The sequence below is a fragment of the Pseudomonas sp. W15Feb34 genome (assembly GCF_023127765.1).
Lineage (GTDB): Bacteria > Pseudomonadota > Gammaproteobacteria > Pseudomonadales > Pseudomonadaceae > Aquipseudomonas > Aquipseudomonas synxantha_A.
This window is the reverse complement of the sequence record NZ_SPKN01000048.1, coordinates 33,440-51,002: the sequence shown is the minus strand read 5'-3', so window position 1 is coordinate 51,002 and position 17,563 is coordinate 33,440. Positions and strand designations below refer to the sequence as shown.

Sequence of the window (17,563 nt, the reverse complement as noted above, 5' to 3'; positions counted from 1 at the left end):
ACCTACTCACCGTTTCCCACCTCCCTGTGCCACTGCTCCACGACCCGGTCAAAATGCACTTCAGGTGTTTCCCCAGCCCGAGGCGGCCAATGAATAACGCTGCTTCGGATCGTCTCTTCCAACCGGCGCACCACCAGGAACGCCAACTGCTCGGGGCTGCGCCATTGCCAGGTCCGCGCCTGTTCCAGTATTTGGCTGAGCCAGACCTTGGGGTCCTGGAATTCGACCAATGCCGCCAGGTCCTCACTGTGCTCCGCGAGCAGATAACGCAGGATATTGGCGTGCAGGATGGCTTCGGCCTGTGGGTTTGGCGTATCCAGCCAGGGCGCTGGATCCGGTGCCGAATAATCGCCCGGAGCAGGGTTTTCGCTTTGGTGCCAGCGCCCTTCATGCCAATAGCACACGCTGACCAGCGGCCCGAGATAGACCGGCCAGTGCTCCTTTGATAGATGGAGCAAGGCGCGGGCCAGGGTGCGGTTGTCGTGAATACGATAGAGCGCCCGCTGCCCCGTCGGCCCCACCAGCAGCCTGTCGCGCCAATGTCGCGTTGCACCCGCCAAGTCGGCAGCGGATAGGCTAAAGAGCCATCCCCAGTTCGACTCGGGATGTTGCAGCAGGTCGATCAGTGCAGGCTCATTCATTTGTTCCAGCAATAGGATCAGCGGGCCAGAACTCGCCAACTGCGCCGCATCGGTCTCGCTGTAGAGCTTGCAATAACGCGACAGGTCGCGCCCTGCCAGCAGCGGTTGGCTAGCCTCATGACTCCCCTCAAGCATCAGGCATAGGTGGTAGCCTTGTTGCTGTTGTCGGGCCATCCATCGAGTGACCAGGCTGTCCATCAAGCTGCCCTCCCCGCAATATCGCACTGACCTTCGCGGCAGCATTCGCACAGGGGGCAAAAGTCCGCACCCAGTTTTTTAGCCAAATCCATGATGACGCCTTGCGCTGCAGAAATTTGCGCGCGGGCAACTGGCGGGGGCGTTACCGAGCGCGTTGCGGACGGTGAACCGCCCAGGATGATGGGCCGGCTGCTGAAAATACCTCCGGCCTGAATCAGCAGGTGCTCTCCGCCAGCCTTCAGGCTCAGTTGCGCACCCGCCTCAATCACCAGGTTGGCACCAGCCTTGAGATGAACCTGTTGCCCGGCTTCGATCACCAGGGTCTGAGCAACACGGGTCAGGCTATCGCCCTGTACGTCGAGGTGGTCATGCGCCTCGAGCACGACCTTGCGAGCACCGAGAATATGGCGACGCTCCTCACTCTCCAATCGAACCGTACTGGTTCCCCGAATGACTTCATGCCGTTCCCCTGCCACTTCCAGGCGGCTGTCATGCCCCACCCGTTGTTCCAGGTCACGCTGGGCGCGCAGGTAGATGAGCTCTTCGCCACTGCGGTCTTCCAGATGCAGCTCATTGCCACCGCTACCGCCTGGGGAGCTGCGGCTGCGCAGTACCGTGCGTGTCTTGTGCTGTGGCAAGGGGTAAGCCGGCAAGTGCGACGCATTGGGCAGGCAGCCGTTGACCAAAGGTTGGTCCGGGTCGCCTTCCAGGAAGCTCACCAGCACTTCCATGCCTACCCGGGGAATGACCAGCGCGCCAAATCCGTCACCGGCCCAGCCCGACGCCACCCGCAGCCAACAGCTGCTCGTATCGTCGTTTTTGTCCAGGCGATCCCAATGAAAGCGCACCTTCACCCGGCCATAGGCATCGCAATGCACGTCCTCTCCAACGGGCCCGGTTACCGTTGCGGTCTGGCTGCTACTGATCGTCGGCTTGGGGTGCTTGAGGGCCGGGCGATGCACTGCGCGCCAGGGGATTGCAGTGAATCGGTTGCGATAGCCCTGAAACCCGCCGGCCTCGAATGCCGACTCTTCCAACACCTGCGGCTGGTAGCCCTCATGACGCACCGACGTCAGCAACCATAAGTCATTGCACGCTGGATCCGGGTGACCGCACAGTTCAAGAAAGTGACCACTGCGTAACGCGGGTTGATCGCTTTTGCCCAACACCCGATGGCGATCACGCTGATGGCGCTCCAGGCCACGCCGCGCCAGTTGCGCCCCCCGAGCACGGCTGGTGAAACCACCGGGGCATTCATAGTCTTCCCATGGTTCTGCCGTTTTGGCACCGGCCTGTTCTTGCAGGCAAAACGAAGGATGCTCAAAGTCATAGTCTCGACGCACGGTTCGCTGACTGCGTGTTTGCAAACGCCGATCGAAGCGCTGGACAACCCGGGTCTCGAGCGCCGGATCGCCCGACGAGCAATAACGCTGCACCGCCAGCCGTCGAAATACCGTCTGGTCGTCACCGAATACCAGCAGATGGTTATCCACGCTGTGGCGAAAATGGTAGTGAATACCCTCCTCTTCACACAGCCGCTGGATAAAGTGCAGGTCGGATTCCCTGTACTGCACGCAAAACACCCGCGGTGGATACACCACCGGTCCAAGCTCGAAGGCATAGGCGTCGGCAAGGATCCCGTGGTGTTCAAGGACCGTTGCAATGATCTGCGGCACGCTGCGTTGCTGGAATATCCGCTGGTCGCGACGATGGGCAAGGCAGGCCAGGCGCGGGGCGAGGGTCAGGTGATAACGGGTGAGCCGCACGCCAGGGTCACCTCGACCGATGGCGTAGACCTGCCCATGCAGCCCCTGCTCCGCTTCGCCAAAGTCCAGATAGGCGGGTTGATGAAGCAGCGCCTCCAAATCGAAGGAAGGGTCTTCGCTGACCAGTTGCACATGTATGAAGTAAGGCTGATCGAGGGCTTCAGTGCCTTTGAATGCCACTACCTGAAAGTCTGTAGTTATGCCTGAAAGAACTAATTTGAAACGTGACGAAACAAACGCGTTAACCATCCTTTGTTACCCGCCATCAACTTTTCAACTGAACGACTCTCCCTCGCCAATACCGGATGGATTGCGAAAAAAAGCACCTGAACAGACTAAAGCTTAGCGATTTCCCGCGCTTTTCGGCGCTTACCCAATAAAAAAGAAGTTTCGTACACCGAGGATGGAAATGTCGCTTATAAAGCAAGACATACAGCCAATAAGACATCTAAGAACAACAAGAAAATTCTTACGCGATTTTATATCTGAATAACCAAGTTCCGAAGAAACAGCTGACATCTGTCCAAGCCGACAGCAGCCTTCCAAATTCAGGGGATGAGTCGCGCCGCCCCAAAAAGACTGACACCCTGCAGCTGTCCAGACTCGGTTTGCAAACGCACTGGCGCCGTGCCACCCGGCATCACTACGGCGATGTCTCCCCCCTCAACCCAACCCGCGCGCCATGCCGCGCACGCCACGGCGCTGGCGCTGGTACCCGAGGACGCCGTGGGCCCCTCCCCTCGCTCAAATACCCGCGCTATCACACGATTGCCAACGTCCCGAGCCGCCCATTGAAGGTTGATTCCACCGGCACAGGGTTGGCCGGTACCTGCGGGCGGTGCAAAAGCGATAGTTTTCAACCGATTGAACAGCACCGATTGATGCATCGTGTCGTTGTCTGGCAATGCCGACACTTGCTCGACCAGCGTCACACAATGAGGATTACCCACCCGGACGAACTGGCTAATTCCCCAATGCGAATCAATCGATGTCAGTGCCGCCAGGCAGCTGAATAGGTGACTGCCCACGACCACGGAGCTTATGCCAGCGGCACTTACCGCCAAGGGGCCAAAATCAGGTCGGCCCAAGGTCAACCAGAAACCTTGCTCACGTTCATGCATCGCCGGCTCGACATAAGTGGCCACGGGCGATACCGCGTCAGGCTTGTCGTGATATACCCGCAATTCACTGCCCTGGGCCATCAAGCCCTGGTCGCTCAACGCCTGAGCAAAAATAGTCAGGCCATTGCCACTGCGTTCGGCCAGCGACCCGTCGGTATTGATGATCAGCAGATCAAACGGCGACTGGTCCTGAAAAGGCCCTACCAACAAACCATCGCAGCGGTGCGCCTTTGTATTAGCCGGACGAGGCAATAAGCCCCAGCCACATTCAGAGGCAATAGCCGACGCCGCCCACGCCTTGCGCGTGATCGCCGCCGTGCGGGCATTGTTGGGCACATCAATACCCAGTTCACGTAAATAGGTGGGGCTGACCACTCCATAGATATTGCCGCGCGCATCGTAGAATCGGGTCATTACCACACCCGCCTGAAATTTTTCATCGGCCCGTCCGTTCAGTTACCTGCTTACCAGAACGACAGCGTATTACAGAACCGCCACCTGTGGGAGGTGGTCTGGAAGGTGGTAATCCGTCGCAAGAAACCTGGGGTTCAGCCACCCTCACGAGGATTACACACCTTCCAGACCACCGCCTACAGGCTCGATCACTCCTGTGTGGTTATCAGCCACCAAAGCGTTCCGGCTTTGTAAAAATAATTTTCTCGATCCGTATTTTTGATTCCGAACGCGAAGGGAACCCGGCTCGCTCCAGAGGGCCTGATGTGCAAGGATGTGACACTGAACATCGCTCGATGAACGCAAAACCAAGGACTTTTCATGACTGCCATCCCCACCCCTGCGCCCGTAATTCCCGGGCGGCTGGAGCAGATGTCGACGCGCATCGCTTTCTTTATCGCCGGCTTCGGTATCGCCGCCTGGGCGCCCTTGGTGCCGTATGCCAAAGCGCGCGCAGATCTGAATGAAGGCACGCTTGGCCTGCTGCTGTTGTGCCTGGGAGTTGGCTCGATCATCGCGATGCCGGCAGCAGGCGCCTTGGCATCGCGCTACGGCTGCCGTCGCGTACTGACCGCAGGGACGCTCATGATCTGCCTGGCCCTGCCGATGCTGGCCACTGTCAGTTCGATCCCCTTGTTGATCGCAGGGTTGTTCCTGTTCGGCGCGGGCCTGGGCACCGTGGATTCCACCGTCAATCTGCAAGCGGTGATTGTCGAGCGCGCCAGTGGTAAAACCATGATGTCGGGCTTCCATGGTTTATTCAGCCTGGGGGGCATCGTCGGCGCAGCGGGGGTTGCCGGGTTGCTGGGCCTGGGCCTGTCGCCACTGCAGGCGACGCTGGTAGTGGTGGCTATCATGGTTGTGGCGCTGCTCAAGGCCGCACCGCACCTCCTGCCTTATGGCAGTGAAAGCTCCGGCCCGGCTTTTGCGGTGCCACATGGTGTGGTGTTGTTTATCGGTTGCCTGTGTTTCATCGTGTTCCTGGCCGAAGGTGCCGTGCTGGATTGGAGTGCTGTATTCCTCAGTGCCGAGCGCGGCCTGGATGAAGCTTACGCCGGCCTTGGCTACGCGGCATTTGCCTTGACCATGACCGCTGGGCGTTTGACCGGTGATGCCATTGTCCGACGCCTGGGGGCAACGCGAGTGATCGTGATCGGGGGCACCTTGGCGTGTGTCGGCCTGCTCATCGCGACGCTATTACCCGCCTGGGAAACTGCATTGCTTGGATACGCATTGGTGGGTGCCGGGTGTTCGAATATCGTGCCGGTGCTGTACACCGCCGTCGGCAAACAAAAGGTCATGCCGGAGCATATTGCGGTGCCGGCCATCACCACGCTCGGTTATGCCGGCATTCTCGCCGGCCCTGCGGTAATCGGCTTTATCGCCCATGGCAGCAGCCTGAGCACCGCCTTTGTATTGATTGCGGTGTTGCTGGCGGCCGTGGCCATCAGCGGCAAAATCCTCAAGGTATAGGCCCGGCAGTCAGCGCGCTTTGCGAGCATCGTCCTGCTCCCGCCAGCGCTCGAGGCTTTTGTTGCTCAGCCAACCCTCTTTGTGGGGTGGGCCAAACAGTCGTGTGCCGTTGGCACGTTCCAATGAAGGCAGCAAACCTGGGCGTTCGATAATGTTCTTCGCCGTGTAGACACACAACTCACTGTATTGGGGCCTGGGCATGCCGGTAGACGTATCCAGTACAGGGCTGCCCTTCTGATCAACTTCGTAAGGGTCCTGCATGACCGCCTTGAGCTTGGCAATCTCAACGTACTGGTGTTGTTCGAACAGGAAGGTGCGGTCCATTGTCTTGTCTCTCAACTGTTCAAACTGGCTTTGCAGCGCTTGCACCACTTGCGCGTTGCCATGGGTATGAAACGGATCCTGGCTGAACACACTCGCCGAGCTGTTGCCATGCAAAGCCTGGGCTGCCGCACTGAGGCTGTCACGCGTGATATCGCCGTCGCGGCTGAAGATGGTGTCGCTTAACCGCGCACGCTTGAGAATTTCCCTGACGACCTGAATGGCGCCGTCCAGTGCCTCGTTTTCACCCATGGGTTGAGCGGCGATCCGCTGCAATGACATCCAGGTCAAGCGCCCCTCATTAAGGAAGGGGTGCAACAGGCCAAAGGCTTTTTCAAGGGCCTTTGCCAACTGCTTGTCCGTTGAAGTTTCACCCGGCAGGGAACTGCTCGCCCGTTCAGCGGGGAAGTTCTGTAGGTCTCGATGACTTAGAGCGGATAACGTTCCGCGCAAAAGAGTGGGCTGGCGAAAGATCCCTCGCTCCGGCACGGAAGAAGCTTCCTGCCAAGTGACCGGTGATAGCGTCGTTGCTCGCGCAGCTGACCCGCCAGGGGCGAGAGGCCGGCCGGGAGGTAGTACACCCTCGATTTTCATGGGTTTTCTCCAACTCTATTCAGATGCATATCCGCTTGGTGACCTGTGTCGGAATGACAAGATCAACGAATGGATTCCACTCGGACAAGCACCTCATGTGTGGTTGGAGGGAGACGGCAGTTCCGGATGAGCAGCGAATACCAATGACAATATGTAAAAGCCCAGGCAAGGCAGCATCAACCTGACTTTCGACTACGCCACCACGTCGCCAGGCTATTGATCAGCCCGGTGCTTTTCAGTGAATCAGCGCGGGCCACTGGGACCTGGCGGTCAGCCAACATGCCCCGGGAAAAATCATCCGCAACGGGCGCCTGAAATTTTCGCTCGCCGGCAAACGCTTTCATGCGGCGGGCTTGGGCCACATATTCCTGCGCGGCAGTGGGCATACCTTCTGATACTCCGCCCTTCTCGGACAGCGCAGGGTTTACTTGCTGGGTGTTTTGCAGAAGTTCAAGGCGGCAGGATTGGGAGGAATTAAACGAAGTTGAAGTCATGTGTTTTCCCTCAGGCGAAATCTGAAAAGCAGTGGGCCAATGCACCACCGCAGTTACCACCTATGTGGCAAATAAGCGTAAGCCGTTCCTTAAATGATTGAATCAGGCGCCGTTTTCGCAGCACAGCGCCTGAAGGCGGGTTATTGCGACAGTAAGGCCAATGCTTTGCGACGGATCTTTCCATCACCGTCGGCACTGACGAGGTTATCCAACAGTTTGAGCAGGTCGCCCCGTTTCATGACTGCCTGGGCCAATTGGATCAGGTGATCCTTGGCTGCATCGCCTGTGAGCTCCTGACTTGCGAGTTTCCTCAAGTCTTTGAATTTCAGGTGTGGCCCGCCGCTCCCATCCTTGAGTTCATCGAAATGCTCGAGCATTTCAGCGGCCAATTCCTTGTCAGTCTTGTACTTGAAGTAGTTATCTCCCTGGATAACCGCGTTCAGGCTTTTCCAATCAATAAGATCATTCAACGCACCGGTGCGACCGTCCCGGTCAAGCGCCGCCATCAGCTCCGGACGTCGCAGCAGCTCATTGGCCAAGCGGGCGTTTTCCCTCATGACCGGGTTAGGTGACCATCCTCGTTTCGCCATCGCAAGAATGCTGTCAACGCTGATAGACCCAGGGTTATTTGGATCTCTAAACGCGTTGAAGCTGTCGCGCAATTGCTGCGCCAACTCTTCGTTACTCTTTAATGAGTATTGCGGATCCGGCCTGCCGGGGGCGACCGGATAAGGCCTACCCCCTGCAGTAGGGTCGGGGCGCGGCGGTGGATTGCTTGCCCCGGGGTTGGGCCTTGGCGGCGGGTTGCTGCAGCCCGGATGCATGGGCGGCCGATGCCCCAGAAACCAATGACTGAGCCAGCGCTTGAGTTGGCTCAGTAAGTGATGCAGCCCGGGAGGGTTGTGTTGATGGCCAAGCACATCAGCCGCGGTTGTTGCCGGCTGATGGTGATCGAACACCGGCCCGGCCTTGTTTTGCGTGGTCGGGAAGTTGACATGGGCAGCACGCTGATCATTGAAAGAAGGCGCAGCAGGTGCCTCGCGAGTGTTTTTGACGACAGCCTTGCCAGTGACTTGTGAACGGTCTGGCGTTGTTGAAGCAGAGACGGATGTATCCATCGATACAGACATAGGTTTCTCCATTGCAGTAGGCGCGATTTCAGCTTGTCGCTCCAACGCAGTGTCGAAGCCCATCAGCTTTCCCATGTGTGGTTTTGTGTCGGAAACAGTTCCTGACGCAGCAACAATACGTGCTTTGACGGTGTAGGAAACAGATCAGGCAGGCTTGCATTACGCCGGGCGCGGGCAAAAAAAATCGCAACCCTTGGGCTGCGATTATTGCCATCAACCGAAGATCAGAATCCAACGCTTGCCTGTACGAAGAACGTGCGCGGCTCGCCCAGGTATATCCCGGCGTTATTGTCGCTGGAGCGTGTGTAATGTTGCTGGTCGAAGAGGTTTTTCACCCCCACGCCAAGTTTCAGGTTCGACAGTTGCGCACCGAAGTCATAACCGCTGCGCACGTTGACCGAAACATAACCCGGAATATCACCGTACTGGCCGTCAGCGGTGCCTTGGGTGATATAGGTGGTGCCGGTGCCTGGCGCACGCTGGCCAGACTGAGCATAGACGTCCAGGTTGTGCGTCCAGTGATTGACATCGTAACGCAGGCCCAGGGTCGCCACTTCACGGGAATACAGCGGCAGATCGCGGCCCTTGAACGGTACGTCGCCCTCGGAGGTGGCCTTGGTGTAGGTAAAGCCGGCGTTGGCGGTCAGACCGTCGAGGCGCGGGTCAAGATTGGACAGGTCGTAGTGGGCCGACGCTTCGATACCGGCGTGCTTGGTGGCGCCGAGGTTGGTCCAGCCTACGTCATTGCTGACGTATTGCAGTTCATCCGAGAAGTCGATGTAGAACAGCGTCACTTCGCCGCCCCAGATGCTGTCGTTGTAGCGCGTCCCGATCTCGTAGGTCTTGGCTTTTTCCGGGTTCAGACCGTTGGCGGTCTGGTTGCCGGTACCACCCTGCCCCAACTGGAAATACTGCAAGCTGCCGAAGGAGGTTTCGTAGTTGGCGAACAGTTTCCATGCGTCGCTGACGTGGTACATCACGCTCAGGGCCGGTAGCGGTTCATTGTTGTGAATCTCGCGGCGTTTTTCCTCGGTACGCTTGCCGTTCAAGGCCACTACCGGGCGGTCATGCCATTCGGTGCGGATGTCTTCAAAGCGGATGCCCGGCGTGATGGTCCACTGGCCGATGTCGATTTTGTTGTCGATGTAGAAAGCGCTGGCTTCGGTGCCGCCGGTGCGGTCTTGATAAACGTGGCCGTCGCTCTGCCCACCTGGCGTGGGTACGTTGTTGACCAGGTTAAGGCTGGTGGCCTGCTCGTGCATGCCTTCCTTCAAGTAGCGGTAGCCAACGCTGACTTCCTGCATGCTGGGGCCCACATCGAACACATGGGACACCCGTGGCTCGATGCCGAAGGTGTAGTAGGTGCGTGGGTAGGAACTGAGGGTTTTCAGATCGCGGTTGGCGATGTTGCTGCCTCGGAAGCTGTCGGAATAGTAGGTCAGCACTTCAGCCTGGGTACGGTCGTCAATCTGGCGGATGTACTTGAAGGACACGTCCTTGCGGCGGCCGCTGAAGTTGTCCCAGTCGCGCACCGACTGGTACGGGTTGGCGTCAAACTGCTCCTGGGTCAGGCCGCCGGGCATGTCGGCGCTGGCATCGTAATAGTGGAAGTTCAGCGAGAAGTCGTCTTGATCGGTCGGCGCCCAGTGGGTCTTGAAGATTACATCGTCAATGTCGTTGGAATTGTTGCTGTTGCGATAGCCGTTGCCATTGACCCCGGAGTACAGCAGCGCGGCGCCGATGCCGTTGTCGGCGGTGCCGCCGATAAACGCATTTTCGACGTGCTTCCAGCCACCGTGGGCGGACGTTTGCAGGGTAGTGCCGACTTCCCCGGAGAATTTTTCCGGGATGGCGCGGGTCACGAAATTGATCACGCCGCCGACGTTCTGCGGGCCATAGCGCACGGACCCGGCACCACGCACGACGTCGATGCTGTCAAGGTTACCGGCGGAAATGGGCGCCATCGACAGTTGCGGCTGGCCGTACGGGGCGAAGGCTGCCGGTACGCCGTCAATCAGCACGGTGGAGCGTGGCGACAGGCGTGAGGTCAAGCCGCGTACGCCGACGTTGAGAGAAATATCGCTGCCCCCGGTGCCATTGGATTCCTGTACCTGCACGCCAGGCACGCGGCGCAATACGTCGCCGACGTTCATCGCGCCCTGCTCCACCATGGCTTCGCGGCGCACCACCGTGCGTGCACCCGCATGGTTTTGCACCACGGCGGCATCGGCATCGCCGAGCCAGTCGCCCACCACCTTGATGTCGGTGACGCCCAGTTCCAGCGGCGAGCCAGCTTCGCCAGTGCCGGAGCTCAGCGTGCGCAAGGTTACGGAGCCTACGTCGATCTGGTAATCCAGCCCACTGCCTTGCAGCAATTGGCGCAGGGCTTGTTCAGGCGAGAGGTTGCCATCCACTGCTGGGGCTTGCTTGCCGGCGACCATGTCGGGGCTGAAGAACACTTGCAGGGAGGTCTGCTGGCCCAGTTGGCTCAAGGCTGCGCCCAGGGGCTGGGCGCGAATATGAACGCCCTCGCCAGCCTGTGCGGCAGGCAGCGCGATGCTGACTGCAATAGCCAGGGCGAGAGGCGCCCAGCGGGAGATTTTATTGTTGTGGAGGGCGAGTTTTTTCACGTCGAACCTAGTCCTGTGATCGCAAAAATGTGCGGCTGTTAATGCAAACCAGTTGCAGTTGCAGGAGAAGACGAACAATGCGAAAAAAACCTGAATGTCAGCGTGAAATAATTTCCTGGCTGCCGTCCGGCAAGGTGCGCAAGGCAACCGGCAGAATATGTGGCAAGGCTTTGAGCAAGGCGTCGGTGTCACTGGCGTTGAACACGCTGGTCAGACGCAGGTTGCCCACCGCTGCCGTGGTGATGCGCAACGGTTGCTCGCGATAACGCGACACTTCCCGCGCCACTTCGGCCAGGCTAGCGTTGTTGAACACCAGTTTGCCGGTGCGCCATGCGGTCAGCTCTTCAGGGTTTACGGCATAGGCCGCAGCCACTTCGCCCTGAGTATCGACATGAGTGCCCCGGCCGGCGGTGAGCGTCACGACTTGAGCCGACGCTCGTCCCTGCACCTTGACGGTGCCGGTCTCGACCACCACGCGGGTGCGGTCGTCATCGCGACGCACATCGAAGCGTGTGCCGGTGACCGTTACCTGCCCTGCCCCGGCGGCCACCACGAACGGGCGACTGGCGTCGTGCTCGACACTGAACATCGCCTCACCCTGCTTGAGCTCAATGCCCCGCCGACCTTTTTCGTAGTGAACCGCAACCACACTGCGGCTGTTGAGGTCCATCACAGAGCCGTCTGGCAAGGCCACCTGGCGCTGCTCGCCCACCCGGGTAGTGAACTCGGCGCTGTAGAGCTTGGACTGGCCCAGCCCGCTGAACAAACCCAGGCCCACGGCAATGGCAACCACACCGGCCGCTACCGCATAGCGCAACACCGCCCCACCCCTGGGGCGCTCGGCCGGCGCATCGCACAAAGCCTGCAAACGGGGTTGGGGCAGCAGATCCGTGGCGCTCCACAGCCCTTGCAGCACATCGAACTCATATTGGTGTTCGGGCTGCTCGGCACGCCAGGCCTCGAAACGTTGCCGTTCTTCGGCGTTCAACGGGCCGTCTTGCAGGCGCACAAACCATTGCGCCGCTTCGTCACGGACACGCTTATCCATCGTGGAAGATCCTGTTTCAAAGCGGGTCATGGCGCCATTGCATCCAGGTGGTCACGCAGATGCCGCAGGGTGCGGATCATATACTTCTCAACCATGTTTTTAGACAGCCCCAGGCGCACGGCGATTTCCTGTTGGGTGAGCCCCTCGATTTTCTGCCAGATAAAAATCTTGCGACAGTTGAGCGGCAACTCGACCAGGGCCCGCTCGATGGAGTCGGCCAACTGAATCGCGTGCATGTAATGCTCCGGATCACCGCTGTGGGGGGCGTGATCAACGGCCTGCAACGTCAACGCCGCGCGGCGTTCTGCGCGCCGGTAGGCGTCCACCGCGATATTGCGCGCGGTTTGATGCAGGTAGGCGCGCGGTTGTGCAACCTCGCTGGCGTCGGACTCAAGCACTCGCACAAAAGTGTCGTGGGTCAGGTCCTCGGCTTGCTGACGGTTCCTCAAGCGGCGCGTCCAGGTGCCGATCAACTCTTCGTAGTGCTCGAAAAAGCCTGTTCTGCGGGGCGGCTGAGGATTCATCGCGAAGGCACTGAGGAGGCGGGGCGTGAATAGTAATGCTTCCTATTAAGTGGGGCAATTGCTGTCCATCGCCGGTACGCCCGCCGCACTCAAACCCCTCAACTTTTTGAAATCACGCTACTCATGTATTGATGCAGATCGCGGAAGTCCTGAACGCTCCACGCGTGCGGCGCTATCTTCACACCGTTGTCCTTCAACGTCTTTGGAATCAGGTTGCCATTTGGGCGAAGTATTATCGACGAGACGATCACGCCCGGATAATCATGCAGCCGCTGTTTGAACGCGGCGGTTGTAAGGTCAGGCGTGGGGGGATTGCTTTTTTTAGCTAATGGCCCGGTGGCCTTTATATCGGGTCCATGGCACACGCCGCATCGCTGTAGATAGAGCGTTTTTCCATTGCTGTTTTCCGCAACAGCCAATGATGTCTGAGCCAGTGATAAAACGGCTGATAAGCCAATGAGTAAACTTTTCATCCTTGGGGTGCGTGTCGACATACACATTCCTTTGCTCCATCCCTTACCTTTTGTTTTCAGCATATTACGATAAACCTTTGCCTTGCGCCCCGGCGCTACACCTGCGGCCCGCGGTCTAGGCGTACAAGCCGTGCGGTGAACTTCCGCTCCCCGCCGCCAGTCATCTGAAAGGACTCGGATAAACACAGTGGGTGGGCGATGCAGATTTCCTTGCAGCAACAAGTGGCTCTGGTCACCGGCGCCAGTTCCGGCATCGGTGCTGGCGCAGCCAAAGCCCTGGCCGACGCGGGCGCGGCAGTGGTGCTTAACTACAATTCCCAGGCGGCCCCCGCCGAGGCTCTTGCCGCACAGATCAATGCCAACGGCGGTCGGGCGCTTGCCATCGGTGGCGATGTGTCCAAGGAGGCTGATGTCGAGCGCCTGTTCGCACAGACCCTCGATGCCTTCGGCCACCTGGATATTCTGGTGGCCAACTCCGGCCTGCAAAAAGACGCCAACCTGGTCGACATGAGCCTCGAGGACTGGAACACCGTGATCGGTGTCAACCTCACCGGGCAGTTCCTCTGTGCCCGAGCGGCGGTGCGTATCTTCAATCGTCAGGGCGTTCGTGAGGGCGTGTCACGAGCGGCCGGCAAAATCATCCATATGAGTTCGGTGCATCAAGTCATTCCGTGGGCCGGGCATGTGAATTATGCAGCGTCCAAGGGCGGCGTGGAGATGCTGATGCGCACCCTCGCCCAGGAAGTCAGCGAGCAACGCATCCGCATCAACGGCGTTGCGCCGGGGGCCATTCGTACGGCGATCAACCGTGCAGCCACTGAAGGCGCTGCGGAGAAAGAGTTGCTCAAATTGATTCCTTATGGCCGCATCGGCGATGTAGAAGATGTGGCCAATGCAGTGGTGTGGCTGGCCAGTGATGCTTCTGATTACGTGGTCGGCAGTACGTTGTTCATCGATGGCGGCATGAGCCTTTATCCGGAGTTTCGCGGCAATGGTTGATCTGAAAAAAGAACCCCAAAGCGCCATCGATGCCCACGGCATCATCGGCGACATGCGCAGTGCCGCACTGGTAAACGACCGTGGCAGCATCGATTTTTTCTGCTGGCCGGAATTCGACAGCCCGTCGATCTTCTGCGCACTGCTCGACACGCCCGACGCCGGTACCTTCCAGCTTACCCCGGACCTGCCTAACGCCCGCCGCGAGCAGATCTACCTGCCTGACACCAACGTGCTGCAAACACGCTGGCTGAGTGACGAGGCGGTGGTGGAAATCACCGACCTGCTGGCCGTCAGCGAAGACGTTGACGATTTGCCGCTGCTGATTCGCCGCGTACGGGTAGTCAGTGGCCAGGCAACTCTGCACCTGCGTTGCGCCGTGCGCCACGACTACGCCCGTGCCAAGACCCACACCACAGCCGATGACAGCGGCGTGCTGTTCAGCGCCGACGGTCAGCCCGGCCTGCGCCTGGTAGGCAGCCACCCGCTGACCCTCGAAGAAAATGCAGTCGTATCCCGCTTCACCCTGGCCCAGGACGAGGGCGCCGAATTTGTGCTCGGCGGCCAGGATGATCCGCGGGTGGTCAACAACTGCACGGACCTGTACCTGGAACGCACCCTCAAGTTCTGGCGCGGCTGGATCTCCCAGTCCAATTACCGTGGGCGCTGGCGCGAAATGGTCAACCGCTCAGCCTTGGCGTTGAAGCTTTTGACCTCGCGCAAGCACGGCGCAATCATCGCCGCCGCCACCTTCGGCCTGCCGGAAAGCCCCGGCGGCGAGCGCAACTGGGATTACCGCTATACCTGGATACGCGATGCGTCGTTTACCGTCTACGCGTTCATGCGCCTGGGGTTTGTCGAGGAAGCCAACGCCTATATGCGCTGGCTCAAAGGCAGAGTCAGCGACTGCTGCGGCCAGCCGACCAAAATCAATATTCTCTACGGCATCGACGGTCGCCAGGAGTTGCCGGAAACCACACTCGATCATTTGCGCGGCCACGGCGGCGCCCAGCCGGTGCGCGTGGGCAACGAAGCGTTCGACCAGATCCAGCTGGATATCTACGGCGAACTGATGGACGCGGTGTATCTGGTCAACAAGTACGGCGAAGCCATTTCCCACGAAGGCTGGAAACATACGGTGGAAGTGGTCGACCAAGTGTGTGAGATCTGGAACCGCAAAGACGTAGGCATCTGGGAAATGCGCGGCGAGCAACACCACTTTCTGCACTCGCGCCTGATGTGCTGGGTGGCCTTGGACCGAGCTATTCGCCTCGCCTCCAAACGCTCGCTGCCCGCCCCATTCGCGCGCTGGGACCAGACACGCCAGGCTATCTACGCCGACATCTGGAGCAACTTCTGGAACGAAGAGCGCGGGCATTTCGTCCAGCATATCGGCAGCACGGCGCTGGACGGCTCGATGCTGTTGATGCCGCTGGTGCGCTTCGTTGCGGCCACCGACCCGCGCTGGCTGGCGACGCTGGAAGCGATCCAGAAAAGCCTGGTGCGCGACGGCATGGTCTACCGCTACCGCAATGACGACAGCCAGATCGATGGCCTGCAAGGCACCGAAGGCGCATTTGCCGCCTGCTCGTTCTGGTACGTGGAATGCCTGGCCCGCGCCGGGCAAGTGGAAAAGGCCCACCTGGAGTTCGAACAGCTGCTGCGCTACGCCAACCCGCTGGGACTGTACGCCGAAGAATTCGACAGCCAGGCTCGGCACTTGGGCAACACACCTCAGGCGTTGAGCCACCTGGCATTGATCAGTGCGGCAACGTTCCTGGACCGCAAACTCAGCGGGGAGAAGACTGTATGGCAACCCTGACCTCCCCGGCCGCGCTGTTGTATGTACGCACGTCCATGCTAGACGTGGCTTACGAGACGCACGGCCCCATCGCGGGCGAGCCGGTGATCCTGCTGCATGGCTTCCCTTATGACCCTCGCGGTTATGACGAAATCGCGCCGGTGCTGGCCGAGCGTGGTTATCGGGTGTTGGTCCCCTATTTGCGCGGTTATGGCCCGACGCGGTTTATCAACGACCAGGTCATGCGCTCCGGCCAACAGGCGGCGTTGGCCAAGGACCTGCTGGATTTCATGGATGCGCTGTCCATTAAGCAGGCCACGCTCGCCGGGTATGACTGGGGTGGGCGCGCGGCGTGTATTGTCGCGGCGCTATGGCCCGAGCGGGTACGCGGCTTGGTGACGGGGGACGGTTACAACATCCAGGACATCGCCAAGTCCCTCGAGCCTCGGGCACCGGAAACCGAGCATCGATTGTGGTACCAGTATTACTTCCACACCCAGCGTGGGGTCGACGGTTTGACCGCCAATCGACAAGAGCTGTGTGAGTTGTTATGGCGGCTTTGGTCGCCGACCTGGCGTGAAGGGCCAAGTCTGTATGGCAAGACTGCGCCGTCATTTGATAACCCGGACTTTGTCGCGGTGGTGATTCACTCTTACCGCCATCGTTTCATGTATGCGCCGGGTGATCCTGCGCTGGAATCCATTGAGCAGGCATTGGTGCAGCAACCGGCGATAACGGTGCCCAGCATTTCGTTATGCGGGGCCGACGACGGTGTGGGCCCGCCGCCGCTTGTGGATGACGATGTGGAGCACTTCAGCGTTTTTTATCGACGGCAGGTTTTGCCAGGCATTGGTCATAATGTTTTCCAGGAAGCGCCCCAGGTCACGCTTGAAGCATTACTGGAACTACTGGAGCGCTGAAAAACGCTCCCGGTAAGCTTGAGGCGTCACTGACAAGGCCCGCACAAAGCTGCGGCGCAAAGTCTCTTCACAGCCAAAACCGCACTGCATGGCGATACGTTTGATGGAGGTCGTGCTGTCTGCCAATTGCCGGCGCGCAGTTTCGACACGGATCAGTTCCACGGCCCGGGCCGGGGTCTGGCCGGTCTCGGCGCGGTAATGGCGCACAAAGCTACGCTCGCTCATGCCAGCCTGGGCCGCCAGGGTGGCGATGTTCAGATCCAGCGTCAGATGGTCGGCGATCCAAGCGTGCAGGTCGGCAAAGCGGCTGTCGCTCCTTTGCAGGGATAACGTCACGCTAAATTGCGACTGACCGCCAGGGCGCTTGAGGAATACCACCAAGTGGCGCGCCACTTCCAAGGCAATGGCGCGACCCAGGTCATCCTCTACCAGGGCCAGGCACAGGTCGATCCCGGCGGTCACACCAGCAGACGTCCACACGGCGCCCTGCTGGATGAAAATCGGATTGGCCTCCACCGTGAGTGCGGGAAACTTGCGCGCCAGTTCTTCACACCGCGTCCAGTGCGTGGCCACTCGGCAACCATCGAGCAAACCGCTGGCGGCCAGCAGAAAGGCCCCGGTGCACACCGAAGCCATGCGCCGGGTGTGCCGGGATTTATCGCGCACCCATTGCACCAGTGTCGGGTCTTCGGCGGCAGCGTACACGCCCCAGCCACCGGCGATCACCAGGGTATCGCAAGGCGCGTCGATGGCGGGCAGCGGTTCAGCCAGCAGCGCCAGGCCGGCAGAAGTCCTCACCGGTTCAGGCTGAGCGGCGATCACGTTCACCGCGTAGGGCAACGGTAAACCACGTTGGCGCAACAGGTCATTAGCCGACGCAAACACTTGCATAGGCCCGGTGACATCGAGCACCTGGGCATTTTCAAAAGCGAGTACATGAATAATCTTGGGCATGATTGGCGTGATTAGTGGGCTCAATG

At 59.6% G+C, this 17,563-nt stretch carries 15 protein-coding genes; 4 read left to right on the top strand and 11 right to left on the bottom strand.

Translation table 11 applies throughout. The features are described from left to right. Nucleotides 1-2 precede the first annotated feature (2 nt). The 3 genes from E4O97_RS25620 to E4O97_RS25610 all read right to left on the bottom strand — a co-directional run bounded on the left by E4O97_RS25620 (nucleotide 3) and on the right by E4O97_RS25610 (nucleotide 4,140). Entirely contained in the window at nucleotides 3-839 is an 837-nt protein-coding gene (locus E4O97_RS25620; protein ID WP_078820839.1) for a DUF4123 domain-containing protein, read from the bottom strand. Then, nucleotides 839-2,854, bottom strand: a complete 2,016-nt coding sequence (tssI, locus tag E4O97_RS25615) for a type VI secretion system tip protein TssI/VgrG (protein WP_248162625.1) — start codon at nucleotides 2,852-2,854, stop codon at nucleotides 839-841. The genes E4O97_RS25620 and tssI overlap by 1 nt, the downstream gene beginning before the upstream one ends. A gap of 299 nt (nucleotides 2,855-3,153) precedes the next feature. Further along, nucleotides 3,154-4,140: a diaminopimelate epimerase gene (locus E4O97_RS25610; protein WP_078820837.1), complete on the bottom strand. Its 987-nt coding sequence runs from the start codon at nucleotides 4,138-4,140 to the stop codon at nucleotides 3,154-3,156. A 360-nt stretch (nucleotides 4,141-4,500) separates the two neighbouring features. On the opposite strand from E4O97_RS25610, the gene E4O97_RS25605 reads away from it, so the two are divergent. Further along, nucleotides 4,501-5,652: an MFS transporter gene (locus E4O97_RS25605; protein ID WP_032876840.1), complete on the top strand. Its 1,152-nt coding sequence runs from the start codon at nucleotides 4,501-4,503 to the stop codon at nucleotides 5,650-5,652. Between the two features lie 9 nt (nucleotides 5,653-5,661). On the opposite strand, the gene E4O97_RS25600 is transcribed toward E4O97_RS25605, so the two are convergent. From E4O97_RS25600 to E4O97_RS25570, 7 genes are all read right to left on the bottom strand, one after another. Then, on the bottom strand, nucleotides 5,662-6,324 hold the full coding sequence (locus E4O97_RS25600; RefSeq protein ID WP_228309674.1) for a type III secretion effector protein: 663 nt from the start codon (nucleotides 6,322-6,324) through the stop codon (nucleotides 5,662-5,664). 419 nt (nucleotides 6,325-6,743) lie between these two features. Then, entirely contained in the window at nucleotides 6,744-7,061 is a 318-nt protein-coding gene (locus tag E4O97_RS25595) for a hypothetical protein (protein WP_032876842.1), read from the bottom strand. A gap of 140 nt (nucleotides 7,062-7,201) precedes the next feature. After that, nucleotides 7,202-8,254: a type III secretion effector protein gene (locus E4O97_RS25590; protein ID WP_248089541.1), complete on the bottom strand. Its 1,053-nt coding sequence runs from the start codon at nucleotides 8,252-8,254 to the stop codon at nucleotides 7,202-7,204. Between the two features lie 161 nt (nucleotides 8,255-8,415). Continuing rightward, on the bottom strand, nucleotides 8,416-10,821 hold the full coding sequence (locus E4O97_RS25585) for a TonB-dependent receptor (protein ID WP_248162621.1): 2,406 nt from the start codon (nucleotides 10,819-10,821) through the stop codon (nucleotides 8,416-8,418). Nucleotides 10,822-10,918: 97 nt separating this feature from the next. Further along, nucleotides 10,919-11,869, bottom strand: coding sequence for a FecR domain-containing protein (locus E4O97_RS25580; RefSeq protein ID WP_148854458.1), 951 nt, complete (start codon nucleotides 11,867-11,869; stop codon nucleotides 10,919-10,921). 26 nt (nucleotides 11,870-11,895) lie between these two features. Next, on the bottom strand, nucleotides 11,896-12,393 hold the full coding sequence (locus tag E4O97_RS25575) for a sigma-70 family RNA polymerase sigma factor (RefSeq protein ID WP_216091014.1): 498 nt from the start codon (nucleotides 12,391-12,393) through the stop codon (nucleotides 11,896-11,898). 98 nt (nucleotides 12,394-12,491) lie between these two features. Further along, nucleotides 12,492-12,887: a cytochrome c gene (locus tag E4O97_RS25570; RefSeq protein ID WP_228309670.1), complete on the bottom strand. Its 396-nt coding sequence runs from the start codon at nucleotides 12,885-12,887 to the stop codon at nucleotides 12,492-12,494. Between the two features lie 177 nt (nucleotides 12,888-13,064). Between E4O97_RS25570 and E4O97_RS25565 the strand changes: the two genes are divergently transcribed. Genes E4O97_RS25565 through E4O97_RS25555 form a run of 3 tightly spaced genes read left to right on the top strand, consistent with a single transcriptional unit; the run spans nucleotide 13,065 to nucleotide 16,583 of the window. Beyond that, complete coding sequence (locus tag E4O97_RS25565) at nucleotides 13,065-13,865, top strand: glucose 1-dehydrogenase (protein ID WP_248131558.1); 801 nt, start codon at nucleotides 13,065-13,067, stop codon at nucleotides 13,863-13,865. Then, a complete protein-coding gene (locus E4O97_RS25560) occupies nucleotides 13,858-15,684 on the top strand; it encodes a glycoside hydrolase family 15 protein (RefSeq protein WP_248131556.1) in 1,827 nt (608 codons plus the stop codon). The genes E4O97_RS25565 and E4O97_RS25560 overlap by 8 nt, the downstream gene beginning before the upstream one ends. Continuing rightward, nucleotides 15,672-16,583: an alpha/beta hydrolase gene (locus E4O97_RS25555; protein ID WP_248162618.1), complete on the top strand. Its 912-nt coding sequence runs from the start codon at nucleotides 15,672-15,674 to the stop codon at nucleotides 16,581-16,583. The genes E4O97_RS25560 and E4O97_RS25555 overlap by 13 nt, the downstream gene beginning before the upstream one ends. Here E4O97_RS25555 and E4O97_RS25550 read toward each other — a convergent pair. Further along, a complete protein-coding gene (locus E4O97_RS25550) occupies nucleotides 16,569-17,537 on the bottom strand; it encodes a helix-turn-helix domain-containing protein (protein WP_078820829.1) in 969 nt (322 codons plus the stop codon). The two genes, E4O97_RS25555 and E4O97_RS25550, sit on opposite strands and share 15 nt — an antisense overlap. Nucleotides 17,538-17,563: the final 26 nt, after the last annotated feature.

Bases quoted from the DNA above. Each gene is read 5' to 3' on its own strand.
- E4O97_RS25620 (WP_078820839.1), bottom strand. From the start codon at position 839: ATGGACAGCCTGGTCACTCGATGGATGGCCCGACAACAGCAACAAGGC.
- tssI (WP_248162625.1), bottom strand. From the start codon at position 2,854: ATGGTTAACGCGTTTGTTTCGTCACGTTTCAAATTAGTTCTTTCAGGC.
- E4O97_RS25610 (WP_078820837.1), bottom strand. From the start codon at position 4,140: ATGACCCGATTCTACGATGCGCGCGGCAATATCTATGGAGTGGTCAGC.
- E4O97_RS25605 (WP_032876840.1), top strand. From the start codon at position 4,501: ATGACTGCCATCCCCACCCCTGCGCCCGTAATTCCCGGGCGGCTGGAG.
- E4O97_RS25595 (WP_032876842.1), bottom strand. From the start codon at position 7,061: ATGACTTCAACTTCGTTTAATTCCTCCCAATCCTGCCGCCTTGAACTT.
- E4O97_RS25590 (WP_248089541.1), bottom strand. From the start codon at position 8,254: ATGGGCTTCGACACTGCGTTGGAGCGACAAGCTGAAATCGCGCCTACT.
- E4O97_RS25580 (WP_148854458.1), bottom strand. From the start codon at position 11,869: ATGGATAAGCGTGTCCGTGACGAAGCGGCGCAATGGTTTGTGCGCCTG.
- E4O97_RS25575 (WP_216091014.1), bottom strand. From the start codon at position 12,393: ATGAATCCTCAGCCGCCCCGCAGAACAGGCTTTTTCGAGCACTACGAA.
- E4O97_RS25570 (WP_228309670.1), bottom strand. From the start codon at position 12,887: ATGTCGACACGCACCCCAAGGATGAAAAGTTTACTCATTGGCTTATCA.
- E4O97_RS25565 (WP_248131558.1), top strand. From the start codon at position 13,065: ATGCAGATTTCCTTGCAGCAACAAGTGGCTCTGGTCACCGGCGCCAGT.
- E4O97_RS25560 (WP_248131556.1), top strand. From the start codon at position 13,858: ATGGTTGATCTGAAAAAAGAACCCCAAAGCGCCATCGATGCCCACGGC.
- E4O97_RS25555 (WP_248162618.1), top strand. From the start codon at position 15,672: ATGGCAACCCTGACCTCCCCGGCCGCGCTGTTGTATGTACGCACGTCC.
- E4O97_RS25550 (WP_078820829.1), bottom strand. From the start codon at position 17,537: ATGCCCAAGATTATTCATGTACTCGCTTTTGAAAATGCCCAGGTGCTC.